General features: G+C 59.2%; 13 protein-coding genes. 9 read left to right on the top strand and 4 right to left on the bottom strand.

Going from position 1 to position 12,970, the window contains the following annotated elements; genetic code table 11:
- The first annotated feature begins 33 nt into the window (after positions 1-33).
- The 3 genes from ACZ1HM_RS18215 to ACZ1HM_RS18205 all read left to right on the top strand — a co-directional run bounded on the left by ACZ1HM_RS18215 (position 34) and on the right by ACZ1HM_RS18205 (position 2,910).
- The gene (locus ACZ1HM_RS18215) at positions 34-1,221 is read left to right on the top strand and encodes a glycine C-acetyltransferase (RefSeq protein WP_472744040.1); all 1,188 of its coding nucleotides are present in this window, start codon (positions 34-36) and stop codon (positions 1,219-1,221) included.
- An 11-nt stretch (positions 1,222-1,232) separates the two neighbouring features.
- Positions 1,233-2,273 (top strand): L-threonine 3-dehydrogenase, encoded by a 1,041-nt coding sequence (gene tdh / locus ACZ1HM_RS18210; protein ID WP_472744662.1) that lies wholly within the window; start codon positions 1,233-1,235, stop codon positions 2,271-2,273.
- A gap of 85 nt (positions 2,274-2,358) precedes the next feature.
- Entirely contained in the window at positions 2,359-2,910 is a 552-nt protein-coding gene (locus ACZ1HM_RS18205) for a pyridoxamine 5'-phosphate oxidase family protein (protein WP_472744039.1), read from the top strand.
- 34 nt (positions 2,911-2,944) lie between these two features.
- Here the strand turns inward: ACZ1HM_RS18205 and ACZ1HM_RS18200 are convergent, their stop codons facing one another.
- Complete coding sequence (locus ACZ1HM_RS18200; protein ID WP_472744038.1) at positions 2,945-3,793, bottom strand: DMT family transporter; 849 nt, start codon at positions 3,791-3,793, stop codon at positions 2,945-2,947.
- 218 nt (positions 3,794-4,011) lie between these two features.
- Here ACZ1HM_RS18200 and ACZ1HM_RS18195 point away from each other — a divergent pair, with 218 nt between their 5' ends.
- The 6 genes from ACZ1HM_RS18195 to ACZ1HM_RS18170 all read left to right on the top strand — a co-directional run bounded on the left by ACZ1HM_RS18195 (position 4,012) and on the right by ACZ1HM_RS18170 (position 10,032).
- Positions 4,012-4,683, top strand: a complete 672-nt coding sequence (locus ACZ1HM_RS18195) for a DUF1045 domain-containing protein (protein ID WP_472744037.1) — start codon at positions 4,012-4,014, stop codon at positions 4,681-4,683.
- Positions 4,684-4,961: 278 nt separating this feature from the next.
- Positions 4,962-6,056 (top strand): ABC transporter ATP-binding protein, encoded by a 1,095-nt coding sequence (locus ACZ1HM_RS18190; protein ID WP_472744036.1) that lies wholly within the window; start codon positions 4,962-4,964, stop codon positions 6,054-6,056.
- A gap of 89 nt (positions 6,057-6,145) precedes the next feature.
- Complete coding sequence (locus ACZ1HM_RS18185; protein WP_472744035.1) at positions 6,146-7,249, top strand: extracellular solute-binding protein; 1,104 nt, start codon at positions 6,146-6,148, stop codon at positions 7,247-7,249.
- A gap of 62 nt (positions 7,250-7,311) precedes the next feature.
- On the top strand, positions 7,312-7,599 hold the full coding sequence (locus ACZ1HM_RS18180) for a DUF1330 domain-containing protein (protein WP_472744034.1): 288 nt from the start codon (positions 7,312-7,314) through the stop codon (positions 7,597-7,599).
- 27 nt (positions 7,600-7,626) lie between these two features.
- Positions 7,627-9,132 (top strand): ABC transporter permease, encoded by a 1,506-nt coding sequence (locus ACZ1HM_RS18175; RefSeq protein ID WP_472744661.1) that lies wholly within the window; start codon positions 7,627-7,629, stop codon positions 9,130-9,132.
- 3 nt (positions 9,133-9,135) lie between these two features.
- Positions 9,136-10,032 carry an ABC transporter permease gene (locus ACZ1HM_RS18170; RefSeq protein WP_472744033.1) on the top strand — a complete coding sequence of 299 codons (897 nt, stop codon included), beginning with the start codon at positions 9,136-9,138 and terminating at the stop codon, positions 10,030-10,032.
- On the opposite strand, the gene ACZ1HM_RS18165 is transcribed toward ACZ1HM_RS18170, so the two are convergent.
- The 3 genes from ACZ1HM_RS18165 to ACZ1HM_RS18155 are packed head-to-tail and all read right to left on the bottom strand — an operon-like array spanning position 10,029 to position 12,966.
- A complete protein-coding gene (locus tag ACZ1HM_RS18165; RefSeq protein ID WP_472744032.1) occupies positions 10,029-10,763 on the bottom strand; it encodes a maleate cis-trans isomerase family protein in 735 nt (244 codons plus the stop codon). The genes ACZ1HM_RS18170 and ACZ1HM_RS18165 overlap by 4 nt on opposite strands.
- Positions 10,763-11,923, bottom strand: a complete 1,161-nt coding sequence (locus ACZ1HM_RS18160) for a M24 family metallopeptidase (protein WP_472744031.1) — start codon at positions 11,921-11,923, stop codon at positions 10,763-10,765. The genes ACZ1HM_RS18165 and ACZ1HM_RS18160 overlap by 1 nt, the downstream gene beginning before the upstream one ends.
- A complete protein-coding gene (locus ACZ1HM_RS18155; RefSeq protein ID WP_472744030.1) occupies positions 11,920-12,966 on the bottom strand; it encodes a pyridoxal-phosphate dependent enzyme in 1,047 nt (348 codons plus the stop codon). Before ACZ1HM_RS18155 ends, ACZ1HM_RS18160 begins: the two co-directional genes overlap by 4 nt.
- Positions 12,967-12,970 lie beyond the last annotated feature (4 nt).

The following is a 12,970-nucleotide window of genomic DNA, read 5'->3' as shown; positions in this document are numbered from 1 at the left end:
GTTATGTCAGATGTGGGGTGAAAGGACATCCCCATGACCACCCATTTCCTGACCGACATCGCCAACACACTTTCTCAAATTGAGGCGGAGGGCCTTTATAAACGCGAGCGTGAGATCACGTCGCCCCAGGCTGGCACCGTTCATGTGCAGGACAGGTCGATGATCAACCTGTGCGCCAATAACTACCTGGGACTTGCCGATCATCCCGCGCTGATTGCCGCCGCGCAAGATGTGATGGGGTCCAAGGGCTTTGGTATGGCCTCGGTTCGGTTCATCTGCGGCACGCAGGACATTCACCGCAGTTTGGAACAGCGGCTGGCGCAGTTTCTCAAAAAAGATGACGCCATCCTCTTTGCGGCTTGCTTTGATGCAAATGGCGGGTTGTTTGAACCCCTGCTGGGGCCCGAGGATGCGATCGTCTCAGACAGCCTTAATCACGCGTCGATCATTGACGGCATCCGGCTGTGTAAGGCCAAGCGCTACCGCTATGCCAACAATGACATGCACGATCTGGAAGAGATGTTGAAACAGGCCCGCAACGAAGGCGCGCGTCATATCATGATTGCAACCGACGGCGTGTTTTCCATGGACGGCTATCTGGCAAATCTGCCCGACATCACTCGGCTGGCCAAAACCTATGACGCGGTTGTGATGGTGGATGACTGCCATGCGACGGGGTTCATGGGGCCGCGCGGGGCCGGAACGCCAGACTACTTTGGCGTGGATGTGGATATTCTGACAGGTACCCTGGGCAAGGCGCTGGGCGGGGCGATTGGGGGATATATCGCGGGGCCGCAACCGGTAATCGACCTTTTGCGGCAGCGCGCGCGCCCGTATCTGTTTTCGAACTCGCTGCCCCCGTCCATTGTGGCCGCAGGCATTGAGGCCATCCGCCTGGTTGAGGAAGGCGCCGATCAGCGGGCCACGCTTTTTGAGAATGCGCGCTACTGGCGGGCGGGGTTGGCGGCGCTTGGCTTTGATCTTTTGCCGGGGGAGCATCCGATCATTCCAGTGATGTTGGGCGAGGCGCAGTTGGCGCAAGATATGGCCGCTGCCTTGTTTGACGAAGGCGTTTATGTCTCAGGCTTTTTCTTTCCGGTGGTGCCGCGCGGGCAGGCCCGCATTCGCACGCAGATGAACGCAAGACTGACCCGGGCAGAGCTTGATCAGGCCTTGGCGGCCTTTGCGAAAGTGGGCCGCGCATTGGGGGCCATCGCATGACACAGAACACTATGACCGCGCTGGCGAAAACCAAAACTGAACCGGGCCTTTGGCGCGTCTCTGCCCCCGTACCTGAGATTGGCGCTGACGAAGTGCTCATCCGGGTGCACAAGACCGGCATCTGTGGCACGGATATCCACATCTGGAACTGGGATGACTGGGCGGCAGAAACCGTTCCCCAAGGGTTGATCACCGGGCATGAGTTTGCAGGTGAGATCGTTGAAGTTGGCCGGAACGTAGAAGGATTGCGCCTGGGCCAACGCTGTTCAGGGGAGGGGCACCTGATCGGCACAGACAGCCGTCAGTCCCGGTCTGGCCGGTTTCACCTTGATCCGGGCACCCGCGGTATTGGGGTGAACGAACAGGGGGCCTTTGCACAATACCTCAAACTGCCGGCCTTCAACGTTGTGCCGCTACCCGATGATATCCCTGATGAGATCGGCGCCATCCTCGACCCGCTTGGAAACGCGGTACACACGGCGTTGAGCTTTGATTTGTTGGGAGAGGACGTGCTGATCACCGGCGCGGGGCCCATCGGCATCATGGCGGCGGCCGTCGCACGGCATGCAGGCGCGCGGAACGTTGTGATTACAGATATCAACCCCGCGCGATTGCGGTTGGCCGAAGATGTGGTGCCCAGCCTGCGCCCGGTTGATGTCACCAAAGAAGACTTGAACGATGTGGCCCATACGCTTGGCTTGAAAGAAGGCTTTGATGTGGGGCTGGAAATGTCCGGCAATCAATCGGCCTTGGACCAGATGGTTGAGGCGTTGGTGATGGGCGGCAAGATCGCTTTGCTGGGCATTCCCCCCGGCCAATCCCCCGTCAATTGGAGCCGGATCGTGTTCAAGGCCATCACCCTGAAAGGCGTCTACGGGCGTGAGATGTTTGAGACCTGGTACAAGATGATCGCGATGCTGCAGAACGGTCTGGATGTGAGCCGCGTCATCACCCACCGGTTTCCGGTTGAGGCCTATGAGGACGGTTTCGCCGCGATGTTGTCAGGCACCTCCGGCAAGGTGGTGTTGGATTGGACATCTCCCACCGCGTAACGTGCCGCGCGCAGGCCAATGCGCAAAGCCGTTGTTGGATGCCAGATGTTCATCTAATGTTCGCTCACGCAAATAGGGGGCGAACATGGCATTAGGGCAGAAACTCAACGGTACATTGCGCAAGTTCATTGAACGGCAGCCGGTTTTCTTTGTGGCAACCGCAGCGCCGGATGGGCGCGTCAATGTCTCGCCCAAGGGGGCGGACACTCTGCGGATTTTGGATGATCGGAACCTGCGGTGGTTGAACCTATCGGGCAGTGGCAATGAAACGGCGGGCCATATTCTGCAATGCAACCGCATCACCATGATGTTCTGCGCCTTTGAAGGGGATGCGCTGATATTGCGGCTGTATGGCAAGGCCCAGGTGCTGCACCCACGGGATGAAGGCTGGGATACGGCCTGCGCGGATTTCCCGAAACTCGCGGGCAGTCGTCAGATTTTCGACATCGAAATTGACGGTGTGCAAACCTCTTGCGGCACCGGCGTGCCGATCATGCGCTTTGAAAAAAGCCGCGTCGAGGATGAGCTTGAGCCCTATTACGCTGAAATGGGCGAGGACGGTGTGCAAGCCTACTGGCGCAAAAAGAACCTGCGCACGATTGATGGTTTTGACACCGGGTTGCTGGGCGAGGATTGAGGTGTCGGGCGCTGGGCCCACATCCAGCTGGCGGTCAGAGCGCCAGCACACCGATCCCGCCAAAGGCCACCGCACAGCCCAGCCATTGCGGCGGGGTCAGCTTTTCGCGCAGGAAGATCCAGGCGAGGATAATGGTGATCATCCCAAACGTGGATGAGGCCACAGCGGCATATTGTGCCGATGGCAGGCTGCCTGCGGAAATCACGCAGAGCAACGCGATGCCGTCCAAAACACCCATGATCGCAATGAACACCAATGCCCCGCGCCCCGGCAACCACGGCAAGGCCAGCAGCGGAAAGGCGGGCAGAAAAAGCGTGATGCTGGTGATCCGCGTGATCAGGATGGAGGGTAAATCATCCGCAAGTTTCGCGGCCTCTTGGCCAAAGGCGAAGGTGGCAAAGAACCCAATGGCAGACAGGGCCGAGAGCGCGATGGTGGGTAGAACCGCTGGAATCTCCGCGTCCTCTTCATCCGCTGAAAACGTGGAGACGATGGCGATGCCGGCCACCACCGCCAAGACAGCGGCCCATTGCACAGGGCTGATGTCTTCGCCGCGAAACGATGCAAAGGCCACGGAAAGCACCGGATAACTGCCGATCACGGGTGCTACGATCCGAACAGGGCCGCGGTGGAAGGCGTTATAAAGGCACACACTTGCCAGCAGAAAACCAATGCCCGCCAGGACAGAATAGATCACGGCGATCTGCGGCAGTGCCGTAAAGCTGCCTGTCGCGGCCATTACCACAACCTGAAAGGCGGCCCCCACCACAAGCACGCCCAAAAGCGTCGCCATCAGTGGGGCAGTTTGGCTGATACGGCGGATGGTGACATCGTGAATGCCCCAGCACAGCGCTGCGATCAAACCAAGGGTCAGAGCATTCATGTGGCGACATTTCCCAATTGAGGGGTTGAGCATTCCCCAACCGGATTTTCCATGCGCCAGACCTAAAGCAGAAGTGCATCAGCCCGCAACACTCAACCCGGCGTGAAATCAGAGGCTTCAGCGGTTTGCAGGATTGGCTTAGGATTTGGTCACATGCCTTTCGCTGGGGCACAACCTGTGCCAAGCCTGCAGCGTCAGTCTTGCAAGATGAGGCCGCCATGTACACGCGCTACGCCATTTATTACCTGCCCCCACCCGGTGCTCTCGCCAGTTTTGGCGCGCGTTGGTTGGGCTGGGATGTCCTGACAGGCGAAGCGGTGCCGCATTACGATGTGCCTGCGCTGAGCGAGGCGACCAAGGCCCCCCGCAAGTATGGCTTTCACGGCACGTTGAAACCGCCCTTTCGCCTGGCTGACGGCACAGATGCTGCGGCACTCAAAGACGCAGTCGGGGCGCTGGCCGCGCGCACGGAGCCCGCACACGCGTCAGGTCTGGGGATCACCCGTTTGGGCCGGTTCTTGGCGTTGGTTCCGCAGCCAAATCAGGGGGATCTTGGCCGCGTGGCGGATGCTTGCGTGATGACGCTGGACGACTTTCGCGCCCCCGCGACGGCGGACGAACTTGCTAAACGCCGCAAGGCCAACCTGACGCCCGCACAGGATGCGTTGTTGCTGCGATGGGGCTATCCTTATGTCTGCGAAGCGTTTCGGTTTCACATGACGCTGACAGGGCGCTTGCCCGCCGGGGATCTGGAAGGTTGGGCGGCGCAGACGGCGGCAAAACTGCCCGCGCTTTCTGACCCCTTTGTGCTGGATGCCATCGCTCTTGTCGGCGAACGCGCGGATGGCCGATTTGAGCTTATTGAACGCTTCCCCCTCATGGGAGGCTGAGTGGGGGGAGGCGAGGCCCGCTCTGGCACAGAATCTGCAATTGCGCAGCTTTAGGCAAAAGTGCGGCTTTGCGTGCAGGAGAATGTTTTGTGATTGCTGGTTTCTTCAGTCGAAAAGCCTATGGATGCCTCGAACAGTGGCGGGATTTCTCAAAAAACCCCTGCAAGGCGGGGCGCATGGAATTTCTGATTGTAAAATTCCCCATGACGTTTCACAGTCACGTCTGAAAATAAGTCCTGCGCGCACAACGACGACAGGTACAATGGGGAAGTATTGCAATGCCAACATCCGACGGGGCCTTCGTCGCCTTTGATCGTGTGCAAAAAAGCTATGATGGGGAAACGCTGGTCGTCAAAGACCTGAACCTGTCCATGCCAAAAGGCGAATTTCTAACCATGTTAGGGCCATCAGGGTCAGGCAAGACAACCTGTCTGATGATGCTGGCCGGGTTTGAAACAGCGACACATGGTGACATCACGCTGGATGGCGTGTCGATCAACAACATCCCGCCGCACAAGCGGGGCATCGGCATGGTGTTCCAGAACTATGCGCTGTTCCCGCATATGACAGTGGCCGAAAACCTCAGCTTCCCGCTGGAAGTGCGCAAGATGGGCAAATCTGAGCGGGACGAGAAGGTAAAGCGCGCGCTGGACATGGTTCAGATGGGCAGCTTTGCAGGTCGCCGTCCTGCGCAGCTTTCTGGCGGGCAGCAACAGCGGATCGCCTTGGCCCGTGCGCTGGTGTTTGAGCCTGAGCTGGTGCTGATGGACGAACCGCTTGGAGCTTTGGACAAGCAGCTGCGCGAAACCCTGCAGTTTGAGATCACCAACCTTGCGCACGAGCTGGGCATCACCACCGTTTATGTGACCCACGACCAGACAGAGGCGCTGACCATGTCAGATCGCGTGGCGGTTTTTGATGATGGCCGAATTCAGCAGCTTGCCCCGCCGGATGAGCTTTATGAAAAGCCCGAAAACAGCTTTGTTGCGCAGTTCATCGGTGAAAACAACACGCTGGATGGTGTGATCCAAGAGATCAAAGGCGATACCTGCATCGTCAAGCTGGATAGCGGTGAAATCATTGACGCCGTGCCGGTGAATGTCAGTGCCGTTGGCGAACGCACTAAGGTGTCCATCCGTCCCGAACGGGTTGAGTTTAACAGCGACCGGTTGAGCGGTGATGCCCATACACTGCAGGCCGAAGTGCTGGAATTCATCTATATGGGTGACATTTTCCGCACTCGCCTGCGCGTGGCGGGAACCGACGAATTCGTCATCAAGACACGCAACGCCCCCGATCAACGCCGCCTGAAACCAGGCGAAAAGATCGAAATCGGGTGGTTGGCACAAGACTGTCGGGCTTTGGACGCCTAAGCGTCCGGCCTTGATCAGAATAGAGGGTGACGTCACCCGGGCGACGCCCTTGGATTATCAAACCGGGTAACAAGTAACGGGAGAACCAAATGAAAACCACATTGAAACTGATGGCAACATCCTGCCTGACGCTGACGGCAACAATGTCGTTCGCCGAAGAAATGGCAGACGAAATGACCATCGTAAGCTGGGGCGGCGCTTATTCTGCGTCTCAGCAAGCGGCTTATCACGACCCCTACGCCGAAAAGACAGGCGTGAAGATCATCAACGATGAATCCTCTGCCGAAGCGGTTGCTAAGCTGCGTGCGATGAATGAAGCGGGCAATGTCACATGGGACGTCGTTGACGTTGTGGCGTCTGACGCGATCCGCCTGTGCGACGAAGGTCTGGCGCTTGAGATCGACCCTGACACACAGCTGGCAGACGGCGACGATGGCTCCAAAGCTTCTGATGACTTTGGCGATCTGATCGTATCCGACTGCTTTATCCCGCAGATCGTGTACTCCACCACATTCGGCTACCGCACCGATCTGGTCGGCGACACAGCGCCAACATCCGTCTGCGCCGTGTTCGACACAGACGCCTATCCTGGCAAGCGTTCGCTGGAAAAGCGCCCCATCAACAACATGGAATGGGCGCTGATCTGTGACGGCGTGGCCAAAGAAGACGTCTATGACGTGCTGGAGACCGAAGAAGGTCAGGCGCAGGCGTTTGCCAAGCTCGACACCATCAAAGACGATGTGATTTGGTGGTCTGCGGGTGCGGACACGCCACAGCTGCTGGCGGATGGCGAAGTTGTCATGGGCTCCACCTATAACGGTCGTCTGTTTGCGCTGATCGAAGAGCAAAAGCAGCCCGTGGGTATGCTTTGGGATGCGCAGGTGTTTGACCTTGATGGTTGGATCATCCCAACGGGCCTCAGCCCAGAGCGTCAGGCGCGTGCGCTGGACTATGTGAAGTTCGCGACAGACACACAGCGTCTTGCCGATCAGGCCAAGTACATCTCATACGGTCCTGCGCGTAAGTCTTCCGCACCATTGGTCGGCAAGCATGCGACACTGGGCATCGAGATGGCACCACATATGCCAACCGATCCCAACAACGCCAAGAACACCTTCTTGTATAACTACGAATGGTGGGCGGATTACCGCGATGATCTGGATGCGAAATTCCAGGCCTGGCTGAGCCAGTAAACCTATCGTTCGCAGCCCCGCCAACTGGTGGGGCTGCGGCACGCTACTAAAAGGATCGCGTCATGCCCAAGGGCTATATCATCGGCCATATCACCGTCACTGACCCTGAGGGGTATCCGGAATATGTGCGCCGCGACACGCCGATCCTGCAATCGCATGGGGCGCGCTTTGTCGTCAGAGGCGGACAGCAAGAGGTGCTGGAAGGTGACGCTGGTCAGCGCACCGTGGTGATTGAATTTGACAGTTTTGACGCCGCCAAGGCGGCCTATGACGATCCAGAATATCAAGAGGTTGCCGAAATCCGGCGGCGCTGTGCTGACAGCACGATCCTCGTCGTTGAAGGGACATAACCCGTGACAGATGCCACATCCGGTCCAATGCTGGCCGCCGATGGTCGGCCGCTCAAAGCGTCGCTGAACCGCGCGTTGCGCCGCCAAAAGTTGCGGGCGCTCGCGCTGATCGCGCCTTTGCTGATCTTTATCCTGGTGTCTTTTGTGATGCCCATTGCGGACATGTTGTTCCGCTCTGTCGAAAATGAGATCGTCTCAGAAACCCTGCCGCGCACCGTTGTGGCGCTTGAGCAGTGGGATGCGACCTCAGAAGAGGCCCCAGGAGAGGCTGTTTTTTCGGCGCTTTACACAGACATTGCCCTGGCGGCGGAATACAAGAAACATACGCGGGTCGGCTCGCGCCTGAACTATGAAACCACCGGCATCGCATCGCTTTTCCGAAAATCCGGTCGGCGTGTGGGGCGTTTTGATACAGATACCTATACAGATGCCTTCACAGATGCCGATCCCGCCTATGCCGACCCCGCTCAGTGGGCCACCTGGATGGCGGATGACAGCATTCGAACCGCTCTGCCGCTGACGGCCTCGGCCTATGATGGCTGGGCGCAGATGATTGTTGAAGCCGAAGGCGACGACCCTCTGGAAGAAGAGCCATGGGATTTCGTCTTTACCGCGCTTTACCAAGACGCCACCAACGGCGGCACGCTGCCCGTTAACGTGGATCTGTCAGGCGTAGAGCCTGTGTCCCTGCGCGCGGCCTTTGAAGACATTGACGATGATTGGCTTGACCCGGAGGTCTGGCAAACGATCAAGACCTATTCGCCGGTCTATACAGACGGCTATTTCCTGAACTCCATCGACATGCTGAAAGGCCCCGATGGGGCCGAAGCGCGGCCCGAGAATGAGCAGATCTACATCACGCTTTTTATCCGCACGATGATCATGTCGATGGCCATCACCGGCATGTGCGTGCTTTTGGGCTATCCCATCGCTTGGCTTCTGGCCAACCTGCGTGATAGCACCGCGAACCTGCTGATGATCTTGGTTCTGCTGCCCTTCTGGACCTCGCTTTTGGTGCGAACCTCAGCCTGGAAAGTGCTTTTGCAGCAGCAAGGGGTGATCAACGACACGCTGGTGTGGATTGGCATCGTTTCTGACGGCAACCGGCTTGAGCTGATCAACAACCAGACCGGCACCATCATCGCGATGACGCACATCCTGCTGCCCTTCATGATCCTGCCGCTTTATTCGGTGATGAAGACGATCCCGCCCAGCTATCTTCGGGCGGCCAAATCCTTGGGGGCCACGAACTGGACCGCGTTCTGGCGCGTCTACTTCCCGCAATCGGTGCCGGGCATCGGGGCGGGCTGTATCCTCGTGTTCATTCTGGCGATTGGCTATTACATCACGCCGGAACTGGTAGGCGGGACCAAAGGTGTCTTTATCTCCAACCGGATTGCTTATCACATCTCCAGCTCTTTGAACTGGGGTTTGGCAGCGGCGCTGGGTAGTATTCTGCTGGCGGTCGTGCTGATCCTTTACTGGGTCTACGACAAGATCGTGGGCATCGACAACGTGAAGCTGGGGGGCTGATCCATGAGCGCATTGCCACCATATGCGACAACCGGCCAACGCATCTGGCACTATAGTTTCCGGGTGATCTGTGGGTTGATCTTTTTCTTCCTGATCGCGCCGATCCTGGTGATTATCCCGCTGTCGTTCAACGCGCAGGATTTCTTTACCTTCACGCCTGAGATGCTGGCCTTTGACCCTGAGGGGTATTCGCTCAAGCATTATGAGGATTTCTTTACCAACTCCGATTGGCAGTTGGCCTTGCAGAACTCACTCAAGATTGCGCCGGTGGCCACGTTGCTGTCGGTGTCTTTGGGCACCCTGGCCGCCATTGGTCTGAGCCAGAGCCACGTGCCCTTTCGGCGCGGGATCATGGCGATCCTGATCTCGCCCATGATCGTGCCGCTGATCATTTCCGCCACGGGCATGTATTTCTTTTATTCCAACCCCTACATCCCGTTGCCCTTCGGTTTGTCGATTGAGCTGCCGTTCACGCTCACCGGCACCTACATCGGCGTTGTGCTGGCCCATGCGGCCTTGGGCATTCCGTTTGTGATCATCACCGTGACCGCGACGCTGGTGGGCTTTGACCGCTCGCTGACGCGGGCTGCGGCGAACATGGGGGCAGGGCCGGTCACCACCTTTTTCCGGGTGCAGATGCCATTGATCTTGCCGGGCGTCGTCTCGGGCGGGCTTTTCGCCTTTATCACCTCATTTGATGAGGTGGTTGTGGTGCTCTTTGTCGGCTCTGCGGGTCAGAAAACACTGCCGTGGCAGATGTTCACCGGCCTGCGCGAACAGATCAGCCCCACCATCCTGGCGGTGGCGACCATCCTGATCACGCTCTCGGTTATCCTGCTCTTTGTGGTGGAGCTGCTGCGCCGCCGGTCTGAGCGGTTGCGGGGCATGTCACCCAGCTAACAACGCCAAAGGCGTCCCGGTGCATCCGGGGCTGCCTTGGCGCCGGCCAGCTTCAGCATGTGCCAGGCCAAGACCTGATTGCTGCTGAGCACGGGCTTGCCCAACTCATCCTCCATCTGCGCAATCACGTCGAGCGTGCGCAGGTTGGTGCAGGACAAAAAGACGGCATCACATGCCTCATGTGCCCCAACCAGCGCGCCCGCACGGTGCAAAGAGGCGGGCGTGATGCGGACCACGTTGGCCTCCACCGGTTCGTTGAAGCTCCCGAACTGAGCTACCTCAATCCCCGCCGCCTGCAACACTTTGCGCAACTGGTCAGAGATATTGGCGACGTAAGGACTGACCAATCCCAAGGAAGTCACGTTCAGCGCACCGCAAGCGGCGATCAATGCGGCCACGGGGTTGGTGACGTGTTGTGTTTGAACACCGTCCTGAATGCGCGCGGCAATCCTGTCGCTGCCGATCTGGGCCGAGGCTGAGGTGCAGCCGTATCCAACGGTGCCAAAGCGGCTGTCTTGCGGCAAGAGGCGTGCCGATGCGGTCAGCCTGCCTTCCATGGCGGCGATCATGTCCTGGCTCAGCACGGTTCCCGATTCCACGCGCGACACCAAAAGCTCCACCTCCGGCGGCAGTAGCCTACGCATATCCGCCTCCAGGGTTTCATCCGATTGCAGCACGATCATCCCAAGTTGCATGGGGTGGCCTGAGCTAAGCGAATACGGCAGGTCCATCACAGCACCCTCATGTCAGCGGTTTGCGGGGCCGACAGAAAGCGCGGCGCGCCTTCGGTGATCAAGATGTCCTCTTCATGCACCATGATCTTGCCATCCGCCAAGGTGATCCCCGGCTCAAGTGTCAGGACCATGCCGGGTGCCAATGTTGTGTGATCAGCCGGGATGATCGACGGACCTTCGGTCAGCTGCATGCCCAAGCCATGGCCCAGACGCCCCGCATCCGACCCGCTTTGGCCGGGGTTCAGGGTGGCGTTCATCACGGCAAATAGATCGCAGATACGCGCGCCTGGACGGGCGATTTCAAAGGCGGCCTGGGTCGCCTTGATCAAACTGGCATGGGCGTCTGCCACAGCACTGTTTGGCGGGCCAAGGCTATAGTTGCGGTCGAAATCGCAGAAATAGCCATCCCAAACCAATCCGGTGTCCAGCATCAGAACATCGCCCGCCTGCAGGGGCGCATCCGTTGCGGGTGAGATGACATCGCCATATCCCCCTTGCCCTGCCGCCCCGGCCAGATAGGGCACCCAATCCGCGCCTTCCTCCAGGCAGAGCCTTTGGAAATTGCGGAAAACCTCAGAAAGCGGTGTGCCCTGATTGGCAATTTCATGCACCCGGTCAAAGGCGCGATTGGCGATGCCGGTGGCCTGCTCAATCTTGGCAATCTCAGCGGCGGACTTGATCTGCCGCAGATCGAATGTGATCCGCTGATCGCTCACGATGTCGCGGTCGCCAAGCTGGCCACGCAGACGCCGGAAATCCGTAATCGGCATCCGCAGGTGGCTTTCAAGGTGGCTGGCCAGGCCGATCTTGCCGCCCTTGGGCACAACCTCCCGCAGGGTGTCAGACAGGGCGGTCACACCGTCGTCGTCGTAATCTGGCGACTGCCAGGTGCGGATGTCTGTCAGCCAGGTCTGCCCCATCAAATGGGCACCAATGGCGGGGATGACGGCGATGGGCGTGCCCATGGCGGGCAGCACCACAAACCAGGGTCGGGTAGGGCTTTCCCAAAAACGGGTCAGAAATCCTGTGTAATAGCGCACCTCAACCTCGGTGCTGAGCAGCAGCGCATCAAGGCCAATTGCGCGCATCCTGTCCTGGGCAGCGGCGGTTCTTGCCGCAAACTCAGCATCCGGAAATCCGCGGGTGGGCGGCGTCACGCTTCGGGTCCTTCGCTTAGGATGACCATCACCCGCGCGTCTGGGCCAAGGCCAAACTCACCCGGCATCCGGGCGGCTTTCAGCAGCCCCGACAGACCCGCGCCGCCCGATGGGGTGGTGGGCATGCCGTGCGCAGCGGCGGTTGCGGCACCGGCGGCGCCTTCTTCTTCGCTGATCAGCAGAAAACCGTCAGCATCCCGCGCCAGCCCTTTGAGTGCGATCAAGGATGGCTCTTTGCAGTCCAGCCGCCCCATGTCGGAAACCGGCCCGTCCATGATTTGCGCCGATCCCGCTTGGACGGAGCCATAAAGGGCAGGTGCTGCTTCTGGCTCTACCACGATGATCTGCGGCGTGCTGCCCCAGACCTTGCGTGCGTAACAGGCCGCCGCGGCAGCCAGCCCGCCCACACCTGCTTGCAAAAAGATATGGGTTGGGGCCTGCGGCATCTGCGTGACCGCTTCTTGCATCAGCGCCAGATACCCTTCCATCAAGCGGTGCGGCAGTGTCGTGTAGCCGGGCCAAGAGCTGTCGGACAGCAAGACCCACCCGTTGGCTTCTGCCGCTTGGGCCGCGCCTTGCATGCTTTCCTCGTAAATTGCGCCGTGCCGGACAACCTCAGCGCCTTTGGCGCGCAGCCTGTCGGCAAAGCTCTCAGGTACGGTTTGGGCCAGGTAAATGACTGATTTGGCGTCAAAAGCGGCAGCGCCTGCGGCCACGGACATGCCGTGGTTCCCCGCACTTGCCGTCACAAACGTCTGCCCTTTTGCCCGGCCCTGTTGCGCCTCGTGCGCGATGACATAGGCCGCGCCCAAAGCCTTGAAGCTGCCAAGGTTCATGCGCCCGCGTTCATCTTTGACGTGGATCTCGCCCAGACCAATTTCGCGGGCCAAGGGGCTGAGGGACGTCAGCGGCGTGATTGCGGCGGCCGGACACTGCTCCAGCAGCGCGGTGGGGGTGTCCGCATCATCGCTTGGCCAGGGGAAATCTTCCAGGCTTTGAAGAACGGCAGCTTGCTGGGCGGGGGTTTTGTGAAAGAAGCTCATGCCA

The sequence above is a fragment of the Sulfitobacter sp. GN1-4 genome, assembly GCF_055693825.1.
Note: the sequence above shows the minus strand (reverse complement) of the source record. Positions and strands in the feature narration are given on the sequence as shown.